We start from the raw sequence: 21,938 nt of genomic DNA, 5'->3' as shown, positions 1-21,938 counted from the left end.
ATCTGCCAAAAGGGAAGACACTGCAACATGGTTAGACTTGAGGATTTGACAAAAGGCACGCAAGTACAAGGTATCCTGCCAAACAGTATTGTCGCCATCGTTGATGCTCAGTGGCATGGCTCTGATGTTGTGGAATTAACATATAAAGATGCTAGCGGCACGCTAGGGAATGAGTTAGTCTTTCGAGACAGAGAACCTACCCTAGAAATAATCACCTCTGGTGGTGCTTGGAGTTTTACTGCTGATGGAGCTAATTTTCGTCTGGCATCAGAAGCGCACCGCATCCGTCTAGCTTATCTCTTCGACCCCTTGCTAGCTGTTCACACCTCTCTAGTCGAACCTTTACCACACCAAATAACCGCCGTTTACGGGGAAATGTTGACTAGACAACCTCTGCGTTTTCTCTTGGCAGATGATCCAGGTGCAGGTAAAACTATTATGGCGGGGTTGCTGATGCGGGAATTGCTGATCCGAGGTGATTTGCATCGTTGCCTTGTGATTTGTCCCGGCAGTTTAGCCCCACAATGGCAAGATGAATTGTCGCAAAAGTTTCATTTACGTTTTGAAATTCTTACCAACGATCGCATTGAATCAGCAGTAACTGGAAATGCTTTTGCTGAAATGCCATTGGTGATTGTGCGACTGGACAAACTCAGCCGTAATCAAGATTTACAAGCAAAACTAGCGCAGACAGACTGGGATTTAATTGTTTGTGACGAAGCTCATAAAATGTCAGCTTCATTTTTTGGTGGTGAAATTAAAGAGACGAAACGCTACAAACTTGGTAAGTTACTCTCAACTTTGACTAGGCATTTTTTATTAATGTCAGCGACACCACATAACGGCAAAGAGGAAGACTTCCAGTTGTTTATGGCGTTATTGGATGGAGACAGATTTGAAGGACGCTTCCGCGACGGTGTTCACGTAGCAGATACTTCCGACTTAATGCGGCGATTGGTTAAAGAAGATTTGCTGAAGTTTGATGGAAAACCGCTATTTCCAGAACGCCAAGCTAGCACTATAGAATATGAACTATCGGATTTAGAAGCGGTACTTTATAAGCGAGTCACTGAGTACGTCCGCGAGGAATTTAATCGTGCCGATGCTTTAGAAAATGAAGGGCGCAAAGGTAATGTTGGCTTTGCTTTGACTATTTTGCAACGTCGGCTTGCTTCTTCCCCAGAAGCTATATATCAATCGCTGCTACGCCGTCGGGAAAGGTTGCAAAAACGGCTGAGGCAAGAAGAAGTTTTGAGGCGGGGAAGTAATGCAACCATCATTGAATTTAAGCAGGTTCTGGATCTGGAAGACTTAGAAGATGATTTAGAGGATATTCCTGGTGAAGAACGAGAAGCAACAGAACAGGAAGTAGTTGACCTAGCTACAGCATCGCGGACGATCGCAGAATTACAAACAGAAATTAAGCTTTTAGAAGAATTAGAGCAACTGGCACTGCGGGTGCGACGTAGTGGTAAAGATAAAAAATGGGAAGAACTCTCGAATCTGTTGCAAAATGATGCCGAAATGTTCAACGCCCAAGGACATCGGCGCAAACTCCTGATTTTTACCGAGTATCGGGACACATTAAATTATTTGACAGATCGGATTCGGACGCTAATTGGACGTAATGAAGCTGTGGTAAATATACATGGCGCAATGGGACGCGAAGAACGCCGCAAAATGCAGGAGGCGTTTACCCAAGATATCGAAGTACAAGTCTTAATAGCTACGGATGCTGCGGGTGAAGGGATTAACTTGCAAAGGGCGCACCTTATGGTTAATTACGATTTACCTTGGAATCCTAACCGCCTAGAACAGCGTTTCGGGCGAATTCACCGGATTGGGCAGACGGAGGTCTGTCACTTATGGAATTTAGTGGCAAAAGGCACTCGTGAAGGCGATGTGTATTTAGCATTATTGAAAAAGATAGAGGCAGAGCAGAAGGCGCTGGGAGGTAAAGTATTTGATGTATTGGGGAAAGCGATCGCAGGGACGGAATTACGAGAGTTATTGATTGAAGCAATTCGCTATGGCGATCAACCAGAGGTGCGAGACAGACTCAACCAAGTCGTACATGATAAACTCGACCAACAGCGACTACGCGAACTTTTAGAAGAACGGGCTTTGGCACGGGATTCGATGGATATCGCCAAAGTGCAGCAAATTCGGAAAGAAATGGAAAGGGCAGAAGCGCGACGGTTGCAACCTCATTTTATTGCTTCTTTCTTCCTAGAAGCATTTACTCAATTAGGTGGAACATTGCGTCAACGTGAACCCCAGCGTTACGAAATCAGTCATGTTCCGGCAGTCATTCGCAATCGAGGGCGGCAAATTGGTGTAGGAGAACCGTTGCTGCTACGTTACGAACGTATCTGCTTTGAAAAAGATTTAATCAGCATTTCTGGTAAACCCCTAGCTGCTTTCATCTGTTCTGGACATTCTCTACTGGATGCCACAATTGATCTGACTTTGGAACGACACCGGGATTTGTTGAAACAAGGGACTATCTTAGTCGATGAAAATGATTCCAGCGAGGGAACCCGCGCCTTAGTTTATTTAGAACATTCCATACAAGACGCGCGGACAAATTTAAATGGTTCTAGACGTTTAGTATCGCGGCGGATGCAATATGTAGAAATCAACCCAGAAGGTAATATTTACAATGCAGGTTACGCACCTTACCTCAATTACCGTCCGCTAACAGACGAGGAAAAGGGTGTTGTGGAAAAAGTTTTAGAAGAATCTTGGTTGCGAGAAGATTTAGAAGCAAAAGCCAAGAGTTATGCGATCGCTCACCTTGTTCCTCAACATCTTCAAGAACTCAAGCAGCGCAAAGAGGAACTAATTGCTAAGACGATGACGGCAGTAAAAGATAGATTAACTAAGGAGATTAATTACTGGGATCATCGGGCAGAAGAACTGAAAATGCAAGAGGAGGCTGGCAAGCCTAATGCCAAAATTAACTCAGGTAAAGCACGTCAACGGGCTGATGATTTACAAGCACGGTTAATGCAACGCTTGGAAGAATTAGAGCAAGAACGTAGATTATCGCCATTACCGCCTGTGGTGGTTGGGGGCGCGTTGGTAATTTCAGTAGGCTTGCTGCAACGAATTCAAGGCAAACAACAGGCAACAACGGCGATGTTTGCCAGGGAGACGGAACGGGTAGAACAGGCAGCAATGACGGCTGTGATGGAAGTAGAACGCAATTTAGGGTACGAACCAACTGATGTGAGTACCCAGAAGTGCGGCTATGATATTGAGTCACGCATTCCAGAAACTGGACAGTTGCGATTTATTGAGGTGAAAGGGCGAATTACAGGCGCTAAAACTGTGACAGTGACGAAGAATGAAATTATTACCGCTCTAAACAAGCCAGATAATTTCATTTTGGCATTGGTGCAAGTGCCTTTAGCAGAAGATATGGAAGGTAATTGTTCTATTCACTACTTACGCCGTCCGTTCCATAAAGAACCAGATTTTGCTGTGACGAGTGTTAATTATGATTGGCTGGAGTTGTGGCAACAGGGAGCTGAGCCAGTTTAAAATAATTATTTACCGTGTTAACGATTACACTCTTCATATTTTTTAATCATTATTCATCCTCCAATACTATTCAATTTCATCTTCAATGAGGGTAGATTTTATTGGTTATAATGCTGGTAATCAGTAGGGCATAAGCCAAATGTCACCAAAAACTTTTGATATTGCTGACTTATCTGAGAATTTAGCTGATTTATTGTCAGATATCCAAAATCATGTTGAAGTTACCCTAACTCATCAGGGTGTCCCTTTGGCAAAAGTTTTGCCTTTGACTCAACCTGAGCCTACAGTTACTAAAGCTGATTTAAATGATGCCTTAAAGCCAAGAGTTGCGGGTTTTTGGCAGGGAAAAGTTAAGATTGCTGATGATTTTGATGAGACTCCAGAAGAAGTAATTGCAGCATTTTATGGGGATGAATAGTGAGTTTTTTGTTAGATACTCATATTTTGTTGTGGTTTTTAGAAAATGATTCTAAATTGTCAGATCAGGTACGAGAGGTAATTACTAATCCTGAAAATGTAATTTTCGTCAGTGCGATTAGTGCTTGGGAGATTTCAATTAAACAGTCTTTAGGAAAGTTAATTGCTCCTGGTAATTTGGAGGAGGCTTTGCGCTTCAGTCGGTTTGAGATTTTGTCTATGACATTGGCACATGGAATAAAGGTTGCTGATTTGCCTCTACACCATAAAGATCCTTTTGATAGGATGTTAATTGCTCAAGCTTTGGTAGAGGGTTTAACAATAATTACAGTAGACCAAAAGTTTAAATTTTATGATGTGCCACTATTCTCTGATGATTTCGGGTAGCTCAAATATACCAAAATTTCAGAACTCTAGTTTTCTCTAGAATAACTGTTACAGGTTTACTTCATTTGCTGATTGTTTTTTGGTGCGTAGGCGTAGCCCGCACTTCGACAAAGCTCAGTGACCATCGTAGACATCGCAAGTTTGTCAGAGTATTCGCTCTTAAGTCTGCCTCCTTTATGGGATAGCTAGTTATCCAAGTAAAAAGGGATGCTTTTAGTGAGAGCAATCACAGGACTAAACTAACTCCTTAGCAGAAATCCTCAGAGGCTCGACTTTATGCGATCGCTTTCCTTTGGGTGCTATAAAGCGAATCTCGACATCGTAACCTGCACTCCTAGCAAGTTTTGCTAGAGTTTCAATTTTAGGAACCTGTTTCCCAGATTCAATCCGAGCTAGCTGTGGCTGTTTAATGCCAACCAACTTAGCAAAATCCCGTTGATTTAAGCCGCTAGCTTTCCTTAAAGCAATAACTTGTCTTGCACACTGGAATTCAGACTCCAAGGCATTGTATTCAGCCTTTACCTCTGGATCTGCTAAAACCTCATCACGGATACAATTCCAAGAAATTGTGTTAGAAGTCATCGTTTTTTAAACTACAGGCTTTTAGCTAAAGATAATGTACGCTCCGAATTATCACTGAACCATCCAGCAAGTATCGTGATTATAATTGCCGGACGAAGCTCTGTAACTAAGTTAGGCAAGCAGCAATCAACAAAGACTAATTAGCCTACCAAAGCTTGATGTAAATCCGTAAGTCCACTCACTCGGAATATTTTGTGCTGCTTCTTGCTCAGACATTTACTCGCTTCAATTATAAAAGTCTGGCAAAATGAATGACCTACCGCAAGAAGCTAATCGAAGTCGCGTTACCACTGGAAGCAATTAACAAAGAATCTGCCAGAGAAAAATCAATTAGGCATGGACACCCTTCTACGCTACATTTGTGGTGGGCGCGGCGACCTTTGGCAGCTTGTCGAGCAGTTTTGTTTGCATCTTTGGTAGATGATCCCTCAAGTCATCCTGACAAATTTCCCACTGAAGAGGAACAAGAAAAAGAACGCCAACGATTACATGACTTAATTGGGCGAATTGAAAATGTTGAAACAAGGGGAAAATCAACCCAAACTGTTCGCGGTTTAGTATCTTGGGATGACATAACAAATACTAGTGTAGTTGAGGAAGCACAAAGAGAAATTGCTCGTTGCCTTGCTTGGGAAAAAGGTGACGAACCACCAACTAAACCGGAAAAAGTAACAGAGTATTTAAGCAAATACGCACCACCTATTTATGATCCCTTTTGTGGTGGGGGTAGTATACCTTTGGAAGCCCAAAGATTGGGGTTAGAGGCACATGGTAGTGATATTAATCCTGTAGCGGTTTTGATTACTAAAGCTTTGATTGAAATTCCGCCAAAGTTTGCAAATTTCCCTCCTGTTAACCCTGATTCTCGTAAAAATTCAATAAAAACTAAGACATGGTATGGGGCGCAGGGTTTAGCTGAAGATGTACGCTATTACGGGCAATGGATGCGGGAGCAAGCTTTTAAGCGAATTGGACATTTGTATCCCAAGGTGAATTTATCGCAGGAGCATGGGGACACTGAAGCAACAGTGATTGCTTGGTTGTGGGCTAGGACTGTGAAATGTCCTAACCCAGCTTGTGGTTGTCAAATGCCGTTAGTGCGTTCTTTTGAACTTTCAAGTAAGAAAGGGAAGGAAGCTTGGATAGAACCAACTATTAACCATAGCCAGCAACCGCCTGTAGTCAGTTTCCAAGTTAAGTCTGGCAAGGGTAAAGCACCAGAACCACCAAAGACTGGACGCGGTGCTAAGTTTGACTGTTTAGCTTGTAAACAGCCTGTTGATGATAAGCATATTAAGGCTGAAGGTGTAGCTGGACGTATGAATACACAACTCTTGGCAATAGTTGCTGAAGGTAAAAACAGCAGGGCCTATCTTCAACCGATACAAAAACATGAAGATATTGCACACAGCGCACAACCATCTTGGTATCCTACTGCTCAGATTCCTGATGACCGTCGATCAATGTTCACGCCTCTTTATGGTTTGACCCATTTTTATCATCTCTTTACCCCGCGTCAGCTTGTAGCACTAAACACTTTTTGCGAATTAGTGAGTGAAGCACGGGAAAAAATACTTTCTGATGCTCTAGCTTCTGAAATACCAGATGATAGTTTACCTCTTTGTGAAGGTGGTAAGGGTGCGACTGCTTACGCGGATGCAGTGGCAACTTATTTAGCGATCGCTGTTGATAGATTATCCGATAGAAATTCAACAATTTGTTCTTGGGATACAGGTAGAGATAGCACACGTAATACTTTTGCCCGTCAAGCAATTCCAATGACGTGGGACTTTGCAGAAGCGAATCCTTTCAGTGAGTCAACGGGAAACTTTATTGGTGCAGTTGATTGGATAGCGAAAGTAATTGAAATTTCTCCTTGTAGCACTCAAGGATTTGTCCAACGCATAGATGCTACTAAATCAGATATTTACGCAAAATCAATAGTTGTTTCTACAGACCCACCCTACTACGATAATATTGGCTACGCCGACCTTTCGGAGTTTTTTTATGTTTGGCTACGACGTTCTCTAAGTTTTATCTATCCCGACCTTTTTAGTACCATAATTATTCCTGATAAAGAACGAGAATTAGTAGCTACACCTTATCGCTTTGGTGGTAGTAAACAAAAGGCAAAAGAATTTTTTGAGACAGGACTGGGTGAAACTTTTAAACGAATGCGTGAGATGGCGCATGACGGATATCCTTTGACTGTTTATTATGCCTTTAAGCAAACAGAAACGGATGATGAAGTTTCTCTTACTGAACGAAAGGGAAACAGTGATAGTAGAGCTTCAACCGGATGGGAAACTATGCTTGAAGGACTTATAAAAGCTGGTTTTAGCATTACTGGCACTTGGCCAATGCGAACAGAATTAAGTAACCGCACGGTTGCTAGTGGTACCAATGCCCTAGCTTCATCCATTGCTCTTGTCTGCCGTCCTCGCCCAGAAACTGCTCCATCCGCAACCCGCCGCCAATTTGTCAACATTCTCAAACGCGAACTTCCAGATGCACTGCAAAAACTGCAACAAGGCAACATCGCCCCAGTAGACTTGGCACAAGCCAGCATTGGCCCAGGTATGGAAATATACTCTCGCTACAGCAAAGTCCTCGAATCAGACGGCGAACGAATGCCTGTGCGTATTGCACTACAACTGATTAACCAAACTTTAGATGACTTTCTCGCTGAACAAGAAGGAGAATTTGATGCTGAAACCTGCTTTGCGTTGATTTGGTTTGAACAGCATACCTTTAATGAAGGTTTATTTGGGGATGCAGAAACCCTCTCCAAAGCTAAGAATACAGCAGTACAAAGCTTGGTAGATGCTGGCATCCTCACAGCCAAGGCGGGTAAAGTGCGACTATTGCGCCGCGATGAATTACCCAAAAATTGGAATCCCCAAACCGATAACCGCCTCACGGTCTGGGAAGCCACACAACACATGATTCACGAATTGCAAGACGGTGCTGGAAATCAAGGTGCTGCAAATTTGCTATCTCAACTGGGAACCATAGGAGAAGCAGCAAGGGAATTAGCTTATCGGCTGTATAACATTTGCGACAGAAAAGGCTGGGCTGCTGAAGGTGTCGCTTACAACAGCTTAGTGATTTCCTGGCCAGAAATATCTCGCCTCGCTGCTGAAACCGAAGAATCGACTCCCTTACAAATGGCTTTACTTTAATTACTTTCGACTCTCGTTATTAGCCTCAGCCTATTAACACATTCTGGGTGGCTCTAACGCCCAGAGTAGATGTAGCTATCGTGAGGCAGCAGCCCTGAGTTAAAAGAAAAACTAGTATAAAAATCTATGAGCGTAAGTAACCGCGAACGAGTTGGCAGGGTGCTAGACCTTTTGAGAGATGGCTTATATCCTTTTGTAGAAAGGGAGATGCGTTCCATTTATGGCGATAAGTGGGTAGTTGCGGCTACACCTTTTGTTCCAGAAGACCACAGCCTAAGACGTAATGTCCAGCAAATTCTCAAGCAGGACGAATCAGCACTGCTGAAACTCATGTCTAATCAGTGGCGTGAGGTGTTCAAAAAGACTCTGGGCAATGCAGAAAGAAGCTTGGTTGGGGAATTAATTGACACCCGCAACTCTTGGGCGCACAACAAGCCACTCTCTACAGATGATGCCTATCGCGCTCTTGATAGCGTATCGCGGTTACTTTCTGCTTTTTCTGCACCAGAAGCAGATGAAGTTGATAAACAAAAACAAGAACTTTTGCGGGTACGCTTTACAGAACAAGCCCGTCGTGAAACTCGTCGTGCTACTCTCCAACCTCTAGAAGGCAATCCTGTAGGCGGTTTAAAACCTTGGCGAGAAATTGTTACACCTCACCCAGATGTTGCCTCTGGTAGCTACCAACAAGCAGAATTCGCTGCCGACCTCTGGCAAGTCTATTTAGATGAAGGTTCCGACGAATACCGCATACCTACAGAGTTTTTTAGCCGCACTTTTCTCACCGAAGGGCTAAAGCAACTGCTCACAAATGCCTTGCTACGTCTTTCTAGCAATAAAGGCGACCCCGTTATCGAACTGCAAACCAACTTTGGTGGCGGCAAAACCCACGCGATGCTGGCACTATACCACCTGTTTATGGGAGTTCCCGCATCCGAGTTACCAGGATTGGAACCAGTGCTGGAAGCGGCAAATGTTTTACCTCCGCCAAAAGTTAACACAGCAGTGCTGGTAGGAAATAAAATTTCTCCCGGTCAGCCTCAACTTAAAAAAGATGGCACAGTTGTCCGAACACTCTGGGGCGAATTAGCTTGGCAACTGGGCGGTAGGGAAGCCTACGAAATGATTCGAGAGGCAGATGAAACCTCAACGAACCCTGGCGATACCCTCCGGCTGCTGTTTAACCGCTATGCACCCTGCCTGATTTTAATTGATGAATGGGTGGCTTATGCCCGACAGCTTCACGAAATAAACGACCTTCCGGGAGGCAGCTTTGACACTCACTTTACCTTTGCCCAGACTTTGAGCGAGTCGGCAAAAAACGCTAACCAAACTCTTTTGGTCGTGAGTATTCCGGCATCTGATAATGAGATTGGAGGCGATCGCGGTAAAGCAGCCTTAAGTAGACTCAAAAATGCTATTGGCAGAGTCGAATCTCCTTGGCGACCAGCAACTGCCGATGAAAGCTTTGAAATTGTGCGGCGGCGGCTGTTTCAACCCATCACCGAAGAAAGTGGCTTCATAGCCCGTGATGCCATCATCCGCGCCTTTGCAGAAATGTACCAAAACCAATCTCAGGAGTTTCCTAGTGAGTGCCGAGAAGCTAGTTACAAACGACGGCTAGAAAATGCTTATCCTATCCATCCAGAACTATTTGACCGACTTTATAATGACTGGTCAACTCTCGACAAATTCCAACGCACGCGGGGTGTGCTGCGACTGATGGCAAAGGTGATTCATTCACTTTGGGAAGGACAGGACAAGAGTTTGTTAATCATGCCTGCCAGCGTGCCAATGGATGACGGACAGGTACAAACAGAATTGACTCGTTACCTCGAAGATAACTGGGTGCCAGTGATTGAAAAAGATGTAGATGGATATAATTCTCTACCATTAGCGTGCGATCGCCAAAACCCGAACTTAGGACGTTACTCTGCCTGTCGCCGCGTTGCCCGGACAATTTACCTTGGTTCTGCTCCTACTTTGAGAGCAGCCAATCGCGGTGTAGAAGATCATCGGATCAAGTTAGGGTGTGTTCAACCAGGGGAAAGTGCAGCAACTTTTGGCGACGCTTTGCGCCGACTTACCGACCAGTCCACACATCTTTATGTCGATAACACTCGTTACTGGTTCTCAACTCAGCCTAGTGTCACCAGACTTGCCCAAGACCGAGCCGAGCAAATCCAACAGGATCAGGATAAAGTTTGGGATGAAATTATTCTCCGATTAAAGGCTGATAAACAGCGCGGTGAATTTGCTGGAGTACATATCGCTCCCGACTCCTCCGCAGATGTTCCTGATGAAATGGCCGTAAGGCTGGTTGTCATGGGGCCACAACATCCCCATAAAAATAAGGAAAGCGAAACCCAAGCCCGCACCAGAGCCGAAGAAATATTAAACCAAAAGGGAGCCAGTCCTCGGTACTGCAAAAATATGTTGCTGTTCCTAGCACCAGACAAGGCAAAACTGGAGCTATTAGAACAATCTGTTTGCCAATACCTCGCCTGGAATTCGATTATTCGAGATAAAGAAGCCTTAAACTTGGATGTTTTTCAAAGCAATCAGGCGACGACTAAACAACAGCAAACCGACAAAGATGTAAAAAGTTTAATTCAAGAAGCTTACATCTGGCTGTTAGTGCCGATGCAACCCGACCCCCAAGGAGAGATTGAATGGCAAGAAATTCGATTGCAAAAGCAAGACTCTCCTATTCTGCAAGCAAGTCGCAAAGCAGTTCATGAAGAACATTTGATTGCTAACTATGCCGCCAGCCGCCTCCGCCTAGAAGCCCTCGATCCTTATCTCTGGCGCGATGTAAACCACCTCGACCTTAAGAAGTTATGGGAGTACTTAGCGTACTACCTTTACCTGCCACGCATCAAAAATCAACAGGTGCTATTACAAGCGATCGCAGAAGGAGTTGCAGCGTTACTGTGGAATGAAAACTTTGCTTATGCCACAGGCTGGGATGAATCCAAAGGACGTTATCTTGGTTTGAAAGCAGCTGAACACATTACCGTAACCCTTAGCAGTCAAAATCTGATAGTTAAGCCAGAAATAGCGCAACGCCAGTTTGATGCAGATGCTGCTGCTAAAGCTGTAACTCCACCATCAGTTAAAGAAAAAACAGGAAGCTATAAGACTGAAAAAGAAAAAACTATTGACACTGTAATAACAGAAAATGGCTCCTCTGATAGCCAAGTAACTGTCATAGTTCCACCAAAACGCTTTTATGGTTCAGTCAAATTGGACGCATTGCGGCTAAGACGTGACATAGGACAGATAGCAGACGAGGTTATTCAACACCTCAGTAGTTTAGTAGATGCTGAAGTAGAAATTACCTTAGAACTTCAGGTCACTGTCCCTGAAGGAGTACCAGAGAACGTGATTCGCACAGTCAGCGAGAATTGTCGGGTTCTCAAATTTAGTAATCAGGAATTTGAACAAGAATGAAGTTGAGATACATAAACTTGTTAGATAGTAATGAGGTAAAGCATTACGTCACACCCAAAGAAGTAAGGGAAAATCTTGTGGGTTAACGGATTTGAGTGCGATCGCAGTCATAATTTTAGTTACTACTTATTAATTACGTGTAGTAACTATATAACTTCCCATAGTTAATCTCCTTAACAAAACTAAACCCGTCAGGTATCTGACGGGTTTTTTGGGTTCTTAGGGGCAGAACTGATAATTTGATCTATCCATAGCCTGAGAGAATCGTTCTCTTCTCTCAGGCTGCTAATTTTCCCAAGTATTCATTTTGCAGTGCAGCAACTTGTTGTTTTAGATTTTCCAAGTCCGCTTGCATTTTGGCTAAGTCTGGAGTTCCTTGGAGTTCTTCAGCCATGTAAGAACGAATCCATCCCATGATCAATTCTGAGGCTGTCTTGCCTTCAGCCTTAGCTTTATTCATAAAAGCTTCCTTTGTCTCATCATCCATTCTGACAATAATCTGATTGCTCAATTTTGTTGTCTGCCGCTTTGCCATACTACTTTCTGCTGAAAACTTTCAATCTGTAATAACTCTATTTACCCTAATTGTGGCGAATTTTGAAAATTTTGTAGTAACGCTCTTGCTTTAGTAATAACAAGTAATTACAATATAGTAACAAGACAAAGGCGATCGCCCTCCGTCCAAAGATTGCGATCGCCTTTTGTAAAACCCCATCAATGAGGTTACTTAAATGATTACACAAGAAGAGTTTGACAACAAAGCCTCCGTAGAATCAGAGTTTGAGGAATAGGTTGACGAATTAGCTGACGTAGTAGCACCAGAAATTGAAATCGACTCAGTGCCAGACGATTTTGGAGAACTGTATCGAGTTTGGAATGGTTCCCATCTGCTTGGAACTTTTTATCAGAATCTTGAGGGTAAATGGGTAACACAACCCTGCAATAGCGATAAAAGACATTGCTGTGATAGCTCTGCTTCAGCGCAACTTTTGATCATTGCTGTCAACGGGCTACTGGTAGCGGATGTAGCCGCTTAATGGTTTTTCTCCTATCACCTGGAGACGTGAGGTTAGCCACGTCTCTTTCTTAATTTTTGGCGTGTTTGTATTTTTTGTAGTACTGGAAGGACAAATTTATATCCGTGTGTACTAAAACACTATAAACTAACACTCAGTATCTTTTTCTGATTTATGCTCTACCTCAATACCGTAGTTGATAAAAAGAGCAGAAATGGAGATGTTCAGTGCTTTTGCAAGCTTTTCAATATTTTTGAGAGAAGGATTACGGGTTCCCGTCTCAATACTTGAGATGTAATTACGGTGAAGTCCAGCTTTTTCAGCCAGTTCTTCTTGAGAGTAATCTAGCTCTCGCCTTCTTCGTCTTATCGCCTTTCCAAAACGATATTCAATGTTGATGTTATTTTCCCTCACAGCCTAATAGTGAGGTACTATCAATCATAAATCTACACACAATAAATGTAATATTGCACACTATAAATCTTATTTTTAGAATGTTGGTGTATTTTATAAAGTTTAGAAAACAAAAACTGCTATGAGCCTGATCACGATTCAATGTCGATTAGTAGCCAGCGAAAAGACCCGCCTCCATCTGTGGCAATTGATGGCGGAGAAGAATACACCTTTGATTAATGAACTACTTAAACAGGTAAGAATACATCCTGATATGGAACAGTGGTTGAAGAAGGGCAAACTACCAGATGGAGTAATCAAACCACTGTGTGACTCACTCAGTACTCAAGAATGTTTTGTTAACCAACCCAAGCGTTTTTACAAATCAGCTATTGAAGTAGTTGAGTATATTTACAAGTCTTGGTTAGCATTACAGAAAGAACGACAACAAAAAATCGATAAAAAAGAGCATTGGCTCAATATGCTCAAAAGTGATGTAGAACTAGAACAAGAGAGTAACTTTAGTTTAAAGATTATTCGCGCTAAAGCTATTAAAATTTTGCCGCGCTATATTGCTAAGGTTGAAGAAATTCATAAGCAAAATATTACAAATGAAAATAAGCGTAAAAAAAGCAAAAACAATAATTACACACTATTTGACATTTTATTTAAGGCTTACGATCGAGCAAAGATTCCTCTTAATCGGTGTGCTATCGCTTACATATTGAAAAATAATTGTCAGGTTAGCGAAGAAGAGGAAGACCCTAATCGGTATGCTCTACGTCGTAGTAAGAAATTGAAAGAGATTGAACGTCTTAAAGAACAACTGAAATCGAGGATACCTAGTGGTCGTGATTTAACAGGACAAGAGTGGCTACAAAACCTTTTAGTAGCAACTACCAATGTTCCCGAAAGCGAAAATCAATTTAAAATTTGGCAGAAGCATCTATTACAAAATCCTAGTTCAATACCATTTCCAGTTCAATTTACAAGCAACGAAGACCTTATTTGGTCAAAAAATCAAAAAGGTCGTATTTGTGTTAGCTTCTCAGGTAAAGAATTCAATAATTATATCTTTGAAGTTTACTGCGATAATAAACAAATTTATTGGTTTCAAAGATTTTTAGAAGATCAAAGCATTAAGCGCAACAACAAAGATCAGTATTCATCTTCTCTGTTTACTTTACGTTCAGGACGTTTAGCATGGCAACACAATAAAGGTAATGACCTTCCCTGGAAGATTCATCGTTTAACTCTTTATTGCAGCGTTGATACTCGCCTGTGGACGATTGAAGGGACTCAGGAGTTTAGGCAAGAAAAAGTAGACGAAATTACTCAAAAACTGGCGGACATCGAAAAAAAAGAAAGCTTAAATAAAAATCAGCAAATCTATGTTAAACGCCTTAACTCAACACTCACTAAAATCGACACCGCCTACCCACGTCCTAATCAAAATTTATATCAGGGTAAAACATCAATTCTCATTGGCGTGAGTTTGGGTCTAGAAAAGCCTGCAACAATAGCTATTGTTGACTGTCCCACAAATAAAGTTCTTGCATATCGTAGTGTTAAACAGCTACTTGGTGATAATTACAAGCTACTGAACCGCCAGCGACAGCAGCAGCAACGTAGTTCTCATGAACGCCACAAAGCTCAAAAAAGCAACACACAAATTGAGTTGTCAGAATTGGAGTTAGGAAAGCACATTGATAACTTACTAGCACAAGCAATTATCACGTTAGCTAAAACTTACCAAGCTGGCAGCATTGTTCTACCTACAATGAAAAATGTACGTGAGGGCATACAAAGTGAAATAGAAGCTAGGGCAGTGAAAAGATGTCCTAATTACAAAGAAGGCCAGCGACAGTATGCTAAACAGTACCGCCAGAGTATTCATCGTTGGAGCTACAACAGACTGATTGAGTGTATTCAGAGCCAAGCAGCTAAGGCAAACATTCCTATAGAACAAGGCCCACAACCTATTCGAGATAGTCCTCAAGAAAAGGCGCGAGATTTAGCGATCGCTGCTTACCATTTTCGTCAAAATAAATCTTAATCTTTAGATTGAGCGAATATACTGAACCTTGACAATAAAATAAGTAATAGCGCCGCAGTTCATGTTCTTTGTAACCGCTGATCTGTGAAAAATATGGGGTAGTTTGACTATTGGAAGATAGTCTTGCTTTCTGACCCTAGGTAGCTACTAACCCTGATGCTGCTGTCTTCGGACAGGAATAAGGTGCGCTCCCAGCAATAAGGGCGCGGATATACTGCTGTAGTGGCTGCTAAATCACCTCCGATCAAGGGGGAACCCATACCAATCCTTGTTTCCAGGCACTAGAAGAGATTAAAATTTTTCAATCGATTCGCGCTTGCTTGCTGTGGAAGAGTTTTAGCGTTTAATGGCATACAAGTTGCCCATTCAAACGGTAGTTGAAGAAGCATGGAATAAAGATCCGCGCTATCAACTCTGGAATCCTTCACAAAACAAGGATTCTATACAGGAAGGGGTTACAATGACCCTTCCCGTGTTGAGCGGGTTGAAAGCATTGGCAGAATCGCGAGAGAAAGAAATTGCCGTAGTTACAATGACCCTTCCCGTGTTGAGCGGGTTGAAAGATAGTCTCCCGTGTACAAAAGAGAGCGCCGGCCAGGTTACAATGACCCTTCCCGTGTTGAGCGGGTTGAAAGAGCAATACATAGAAGCTATACGCAAGCTTGGTTAAGTTACAATGACCCTTCCCGTGTTGAGCGGGTTGAAAGTGAAGATGGCTAATTGATTATTAGTCGAAACCTCGTTAGAATGACCCTTCCCGTGTCAAGCGGGTTGAAAGCATCAATGGGCATGAAAGTGCTATCGCCAATTACAATGACCCTTCCCGTGTCAAGCGGGTTGAAAGAAAATTTTCTATATCGACCCCAAGGGCGATGGTAAGTTACAATTACCTTTCCGGCAAAAATGGATTGAAGATGTAATACCTAACGATGAGCAAGAAAGGACAAGTTATATAAATTCTTCCAGTGCAGGGCTGGTGAAAATATAAAGATTACGAGATATGGGTATGGGTTGAAAGGGTTCAACTCCGTCCTGCTTAACTATAAAGAACAAAAGTTCTCTGTTTAAGTAAGGTAGAGTAAAAGTTTTTAGAGCTTAAGTTTAACTTAAGCTTATGGTCTTCTATTTGGTAAATCTGATGTTGACCTGTCACCGCACAAAGTCGATAAGTCACTAATATTGCGACATTAGTTTGTGAACGGTTATCTCAAATGAGCTACGACACCAATTAGTGAAAGAGCGACATTAATGTATGAAAAACGACATTAATTTGTGAATGGCGACATCTAATTTGTGAATGTACATTACTAGAAGATGAAACCCTTATAATATAGTACTTTTAAAGTGGCTCAGGTCGGAGTTGAACCAACGACCCCAGGCTTATGAGTCCCGTGCTCTAACCAACTGAGCTACTGAGCCATGTCTTTCCAAATCATCAACTATGATAGCATACAAAATTGCATAATACTAGCCCCTTTTGCAATTTTGTTATAAGTTCCATCCCTATTGAGTCAATAGAAAGTAGAAGAGGGAGGGAAGCTCCCTCAACTAACAAGGTAATAATTTAGTTACAGACAGCCAAGAATTATAGGCGTTCCGGTAACATAGCTATTGGGTTAACAGCACCCTTGCCTGATGGATGGATTTCAAAGTGGGTGTGTGGGCCAGTACTGTGACCAGTGGTACCCATTAAAGCAATTGTTTCTCCCTGATGTACTGCCTGACCAGGTTGCACCAGAATCTTGCTGTTATGAGCATAGCGAGTAGTGCTGCCATCAGGATGGCGGATTTCGACGAGGTTGCCGTAGCCACCATTGTTCCAGCCAGCTTTTAGTATCGTCCCCTCAGCAGAAGCGACAACTGGCGTGCCAGTAGAGTTAGCAACGTCAATTCCTTTGTGCATTCTACCCCAGCGCCAGCCGTAGCCAGAAGTAAGGGTGCCCTTTGCTGGCCAGGTGTAAGCTAAGGTTGAGGAAGATGGAGGAGGTGTAAGTTCGTCAATGGGTCTGGGAAGATATTGATCCACTGCTGCCAAAGGCGGTAATACCTGTGGAGAAACTGTAGTTCCTCGCATCTTTCCTAAGGAGTCAGAGGCATTTACTCTTCCAGAAGGTGTTGCAACTCTTGTGGCAGATTGAGTACGAGAGGGAGTCCACTGGCTAGCAGAACCTAGATTAGGCAAGAATTCTGGGTTTACTGCTTCGGTAGGGCGTACAGTAGTACGGAATTGGGACTTAATTGGCTGAACGCTATAGTTAGCCTGAATCGGTGTCGGAACTGGAATTGGTATTGCTACACTATTTGGTCTAGATGCAGGGTTAGGTACACTGAAATTATTGGGCGTAGAAATAGGAGTGAGCATAGCAGCATTATTTGCTTCGATCGCTGCTGCTGGCACAACTAAATTACCAGACTGTTGAGCGCGATATTTCTGCTGTAACCTCTGGATTTCCGCTTGTAAGCCCCGCAAACGGTCATTATTGTTATTGTTTACCCTTGCTACCCTATTTGCTGGTGTCTTAGGCTGTTGCATTTCGGCAAAAGCTTGTGGCACTGGAATGTCACCACCGACGCCATAAGATTTAGCTGTAGGCAGGGGGGCAGTTTCTAATTCGGTCGCACTATTTGCCTGAATCTGTACAGTTACCGGTGTAGGGACGGCAACGCTACTGTTGTCGGCAATAGTTGGCGATGGTGAACTAGGTAGATATGAGTTAGCATTGCCGATATTCAAAGGGGAGGTAGCTACCTTTGGAGTTTTGCTAGACTCTACAAAAGTGGGCTGACTCGCTACAGTTGCCTCAACTTGAACAGCAGGAATTTGAACAGCAGGAATTTGAACAGCAGGAGTTTGAACAGCAGGAGTTTGAACAGCAGGAATTTGAACAGCAGGAGTTTGAACAGCAGGAATAACTAGTTTTTGACTAATTCGCAGTTCATTGGGATTATTGAGGTTATTTGCTTTAACTAGTTCTGATACTGAAGTATTGTATCTGCTGGCGATCGCTGCTAGTGTATCTCCAGGTTTAACTTCATAAGCGGTATGTGTCGAGGAGGCAATCACTATTGGCGCCGCTGGTACAGATGCACTTGTCTGTGTCTTCTGTTTTAACCTCGATATCAGGTTCGCTTGGTTTGCATCGCTAGAAGTGTCTGACTGGACTGCTAATGCAGTCTTCTCAACCACAGTTGTCGGCTGCGCCAATTCTATATCAGCTTGTGATAAATTTTTGGTTTCTCCAGACTGCAACTGCGCCAGACTCTTTCTTAAACGGTTCGATTTTTCTTGTAAGCGATTTAGTGCGAACTCTTGTTGCGCCTTAAGTTGTGCATTTATTTCACTGTTGCCTGCGGTTGACGTTGCCACTGTTTGTGGCTGGGCAGTTAGTGATGTATTTGTACTATCAACACCATCAGCACTATAGTCAGACAGCTTATTGACTGTTGGAAAACTAGTTTCGGCTAAGGTATTGTTCAATCCCTGTGCCATTTTGGGCTTCAGGTAAGTGGAATTTTTATAACCTGCTGTTGTTTGAGAAAACGTGTTTGATGCAGGAACTTGCAAAGATATTCCACTTGCCGCGACTTGCCATTTAGCTTCAAGCCCAGGCACTTGTGATACTGCCGTTGGTTCCACGATTACAGGATTTTCCGGCACGCTCGCTGATGAGACTGCTTGGGACTCCAGCTTTGTGGAGGCGAATTTCACCTCGGTGTCAGGAACAGCAGGAATCGCTGAGGTAGCCTTTTGGCTGCCTACTGGCACCGCTGCTTGGGCTTGATCGCTTTGTCGAGTCACCAAAAGGCTGGTTGCTCCCATAGAGATTGCCAAGCCAATCATCGCCGCTTTTGTCCGCACCCGGCTCTTAACTTTTGGATTCATTACATTTAGCAGTTCTACCGGGGCATCATCGCTGCTAGGGGTATTGTTCAACACAGCTTTTACTCTCTTTTTCAATGCTCGTTTCAAAGACGACCTCCTTACGATCACTAGCGCTTAACTAACCTCGATTTTTCAGTTGGATACTAGTCAATGATTTAGATCGCAACAAATGATAGATCGAGATCACATTCACCAGAGATGCTTACGCAAGATTAACCTGCTTCTCTGATTTAGACAAGTTCACATCTGTTTGCAAAACTTAAATTTTGCTGTGTTTACTTGTCCGAACCACTCCTAACACCACTTAGGACGATTGATTTTACTCTTTACCATTATCCGCCCTTGTCTTGCGTCAATTGCGGGGACTGGACAAACTTATTTGCCAAGTCCAAGTCGCTGCTGAAAATTAAATTGCGGCGACTTCTGGAAAAGTTATGCCCCCTGCTGTAGATATCTTCAAGATATTTCTACCCCATCCGTCTTCTCAACACGAGACTTTACGTTGATTATTCCCTAAAAAACAACCGTATTAACTATCGGCTACTTTTGGGCTGATTTCTGTCCTTGATTGAGCAAAAATAGCTCAAATGTAATACATGATTGGATTTTAGCAATTTCGTTCCTAGTTTAGGATGTTTTAAATTCATCAAAATCTATCATTCAAATTTGGCAATATCCCAAGTTTCATATACAAATTTCTTATAATAACCTTACTATAGTTGTAAGTATCTTCCACTACATTTTGCGAATAAAGCCAATTTTTGGTATATTGTTTTACATATTCTTGCTGTCACCAAGAAAATTTTTGCCCTCACAAATAAATCGTCTAATAGGTTTCTGGAAAGCTCATAAGTAAATACACTTATAAGCAGGAATGTAAGCAACTATTGTAAATAGCCTAACTGACGACGGGTTTCAAATAAACCTATTGCTACACTCACAGACAGATTCAAGCTGCGAACCCCCGGTTGGCTCATGGGAATATAGAGGGTAGCATCGCAATCTGACAGAATTTCTGCTGGTAAGCCCGTGGTTTCACTACCAAACAGTAGCCAATCATCAGGTTGAAACTGAAAGCTTACATAATTACAATTTCCATTAACCGTATAACCCAAACATCTGCCGCCACGCCTCTGATGTATGGTTTTAAAGGCTTCGAGGGATTCGTGATAGTGTAGTTTGACATAAGGCCAGTAATCTAAGCCGGCTCTTTTGAGGTAGCGATCGCTAATTTCAAATCCCAAAGGCCCCACCAAATGCAACTCTGTACCCGTAGCTGCACAAGTACGGGCAATATTACCTGTATTAGGAGGTATCTGCGGGTTAACTAAAACTACCTGAGGCATTATCCGTACAACTTACGTCTTGTATAAAACAATTTATTGTCAATGTTAAATCTACCAAAAGGTAGAGGCTATTCATAGGTTTTGTTAATAATAATCAAGCATCATCTATCGATTAGATTTTTAAAACGAAGTACAAACCATCCCAGAGCAATGCCTGAGAGGATATTTGGCTAAAATCGGTAAATATTAAGTTTTGTGTAGAAGAAGTAAGTAATTGTGTATTTTAGGGCTGGTAGTGCCCGCAATAAAATATACCATTTGTATGAAGACGGGACTGGGGACATGAGGGGGATAAAGAGAAATTATTGAATTAGTCTCTTCCTTCCTTGTCTTCCCCCTCTCTTTTCTATTTTCTATGCCCAAGCCCCATGCCCAATGCCCAATGTCTCTTAAGTTAAGCCAGCAGTGACGAACATAATTTATCTTCGAGTTCGATTTCGCGCTCTTGGGTGGCGATAATAGCTTGACTGATGACGCGGTGGGTGTCAAAACCGACTGCGTGTAATTGCAACCACTGTTGAGCTTCATTGCCTTCGCGGAGGATTTTGTGCAAAGGGGAAAGGAAACAGCTAAAACCTTGTTGCTTGGCGATCGCCCAAACATCTTGGTACATTTGAGCAATCCAATCTCTGGCTAAGATATTTCTACCATCTTGCCAATGCCTCAACTGAGCATCAAGACTACCAGCAGCAGCAGCAGCTTCGTTGTCAGCAGTGAGGGTGACAAGTTCTTCAGCAGAGAAAGTACTTTGGGTTAACGGATCGATGCTGGGATTTTCGATTATTTGCAACAAACGCGCTTCTAATAAGGCAGTAATCGCCAGTAAGGCAATGGGATCTGTAACTAAATCGCAAATTCGCAGTTCTAGACGATTCAAGTCGTAAGGACGGCGATCGCCATTTGGTCGCACCGATGCCCACAAGTGCCGCACATTCTGCATGGTTCCGGCAACGAGTTGATCTTCTACCCACTGGATATGATCGGCGTGGCTGGCAAATAAGGGGACATGGCTAGGCGTTTGTGGAAAGACGCCCCAACGGGTAGAGTGATAGCCAGTAGTTTTGCCATCCAAGAAGGGAGATGAGGCGCTGAGGGCGAGAAATAGGGGCGCTTCCATACGGATTACCCGACACGCCCGCATTAATACTTCTGGGTCGCTGATGCCGATATTTATGTGTACGCTAGCAGTGACTACTTTCGTACCGTAGGTGTTCTCAATGTAATCATGATAGGGGTTTGCTGGATCGGAACGTAGAAAGCGATCGCCCCCACCTAAAGATAAAGTACTGCCTGGTATTAAGGTGTAATCGCCCAAACGATTGAGGTAGTTTCGCAACTCCCGCCGAGGACGCAACAAAGCACACAATAAATTTTCGTAATTATGGGATGGTTGAGTTATGTACTCGACGTTGCGGCTATCTGGTTCGCGCATAAACCCATCCAAAGCCGCAACAATTTTGTCGGAGAGACCGACGATTTCACCTTGAGGCGTGCCAGTATACATCTCAATCTCAAAGCCTTTTAATAAGACCACCTTGTTCTCCTCGGCTCTCTCTACTTATAAATTGTATCGAACAAGACGAATCTCTGGATCTATCTTTAAGTCAATCAAAGGTTAAGAATCATTTAATTGCCAATCCCCGCGAAATGCAAGCTCGGTATATTTCTGGGCTGTCT

Annotated in this window: 13 protein-coding genes, 1 tRNA gene and 1 CRISPR repeat array; of the genes, 7 read left to right on the top strand and 7 right to left on the bottom strand. The window is 43.0% G+C overall.

Annotated features, from left to right (window positions below; translation table 11 throughout):
* The first annotated feature begins 27 nt into the window (after positions 1-27).
* The 3 genes from V7K84_RS26535 (at position 28) to V7K84_RS26525 (ending at position 4,350) form a co-directional block, all read left to right on the top strand.
* A complete protein-coding gene (locus tag V7K84_RS26535; RefSeq protein ID WP_334842529.1) occupies positions 28-3,546 on the top strand; it encodes a helicase-related protein in 3,519 nt (1,172 codons plus the stop codon).
* A gap of 139 nt (positions 3,547-3,685) precedes the next feature.
* On the top strand, positions 3,686-3,964 hold the full coding sequence (locus V7K84_RS26530; protein WP_163928202.1) for a hypothetical protein: 279 nt from the start codon (positions 3,686-3,688) through the stop codon (positions 3,962-3,964).
* Positions 3,964-4,350 carry a type II toxin-antitoxin system VapC family toxin gene (locus tag V7K84_RS26525; RefSeq protein WP_334842527.1) on the top strand — a complete coding sequence of 129 codons (387 nt, stop codon included), beginning with the start codon at positions 3,964-3,966 and terminating at the stop codon, positions 4,348-4,350. The genes V7K84_RS26530 and V7K84_RS26525 overlap by 1 nt, the downstream gene beginning before the upstream one ends.
* Before the next feature lie 234 nt (positions 4,351-4,584).
* Here V7K84_RS26525 and V7K84_RS26520 read toward each other — a convergent pair whose 3' ends face one another.
* Positions 4,585-4,932, bottom strand: a complete 348-nt coding sequence (locus V7K84_RS26520; RefSeq protein WP_334842524.1) for a helix-turn-helix domain-containing protein — start codon at positions 4,930-4,932, stop codon at positions 4,585-4,587.
* Between the two features lie 251 nt (positions 4,933-5,183).
* Here V7K84_RS26520 and V7K84_RS26515 point away from each other — a divergent pair, with 251 nt between their 5' ends.
* Both V7K84_RS26515 and V7K84_RS26510 read left to right on the top strand, forming a co-directional pair.
* Positions 5,184-8,114 carry a DUF1156 domain-containing protein gene (locus V7K84_RS26515; RefSeq protein WP_334842523.1) on the top strand — a complete coding sequence of 977 codons (2,931 nt, stop codon included), beginning with the start codon at positions 5,184-5,186 and terminating at the stop codon, positions 8,112-8,114.
* 126 nt (positions 8,115-8,240) lie between these two features.
* Positions 8,241-11,567, top strand: coding sequence for a Swt1 family HEPN domain-containing protein (locus V7K84_RS26510; protein WP_334842522.1), 3,327 nt, complete (start codon positions 8,241-8,243; stop codon positions 11,565-11,567).
* A 277-nt stretch (positions 11,568-11,844) separates the two neighbouring features.
* On the opposite strand, the gene V7K84_RS26505 is transcribed toward V7K84_RS26510, so the two are convergent.
* Complete coding sequence (locus V7K84_RS26505) at positions 11,845-12,102, bottom strand: hypothetical protein (RefSeq protein WP_094343937.1); 258 nt, start codon at positions 12,100-12,102, stop codon at positions 11,845-11,847.
* Positions 12,103-12,406: 304 nt separating this feature from the next.
* Here V7K84_RS26505 and V7K84_RS26500 point away from each other — a divergent pair, with 304 nt between their 5' ends.
* Positions 12,407-12,604, top strand: a complete 198-nt coding sequence (locus V7K84_RS26500; protein ID WP_334842521.1) for a hypothetical protein — start codon at positions 12,407-12,409, stop codon at positions 12,602-12,604.
* A gap of 126 nt (positions 12,605-12,730) precedes the next feature.
* Here V7K84_RS26500 and V7K84_RS26495 read toward each other — a convergent pair whose 3' ends face one another.
* Entirely contained in the window at positions 12,731-12,997 is a 267-nt protein-coding gene (locus tag V7K84_RS26495; protein ID WP_334842519.1) for a helix-turn-helix domain-containing protein, read from the bottom strand.
* 121 nt (positions 12,998-13,118) lie between these two features.
* Between V7K84_RS26495 and cas12k the strand changes: the two genes are divergently transcribed.
* Positions 13,119-15,032 carry a type V CRISPR-associated protein Cas12k gene (cas12k, locus tag V7K84_RS26490; protein WP_334842517.1) on the top strand — a complete coding sequence of 638 codons (1,914 nt, stop codon included), beginning with the start codon at positions 13,119-13,121 and terminating at the stop codon, positions 15,030-15,032.
* Between the two features lie 454 nt (positions 15,033-15,486).
* A CRISPR array of direct repeats spans positions 15,487-15,876; the repeat unit is 37 nt; unit sequence GTTACAATGACCCTTCCCGTGTTGAGCGGGTTGAAAG.
* Between the two features lie 501 nt (positions 15,877-16,377).
* On the opposite strand, the gene V7K84_RS26480 is transcribed toward cas12k, so the two are convergent.
* From V7K84_RS26480 to gshA, 4 genes are all read right to left on the bottom strand, one after another.
* Positions 16,378-16,451: transfer RNA gene (locus tag V7K84_RS26480), tRNA-Met, on the bottom strand.
* 166 nt (positions 16,452-16,617) lie between these two features.
* Positions 16,618-19,002, bottom strand: coding sequence for a peptidoglycan DD-metalloendopeptidase family protein (locus V7K84_RS26475; protein ID WP_334842514.1), 2,385 nt, complete (start codon positions 19,000-19,002; stop codon positions 16,618-16,620).
* 797 nt (positions 19,003-19,799) lie between these two features.
* Positions 19,800-20,261, bottom strand: a complete 462-nt coding sequence (locus V7K84_RS26470) for a tRNA (cytidine(34)-2'-O)-methyltransferase (protein WP_334842512.1) — start codon at positions 20,259-20,261, stop codon at positions 19,800-19,802.
* A 394-nt stretch (positions 20,262-20,655) separates the two neighbouring features.
* The gene (gene gshA / locus V7K84_RS26465; RefSeq protein WP_334842510.1) at positions 20,656-21,795 is read right to left on the bottom strand and encodes a glutamate--cysteine ligase; all 1,140 of its coding nucleotides are present in this window, start codon (positions 21,793-21,795) and stop codon (positions 20,656-20,658) included.
* Between the last annotated feature and the right edge of the window lie 143 nt (positions 21,796-21,938).

Origin of the sequence: Nostoc sp., assembly GCF_036917315.1 — a bacterium.
In the GTDB taxonomy this organism is placed as follows: Bacteria; Cyanobacteriota; Cyanobacteriia; order Cyanobacteriales; family Nostocaceae; genus Nostoc.
Note: the sequence above shows the minus strand (reverse complement) of the source record. Positions and strands in the feature narration are given on the sequence as shown.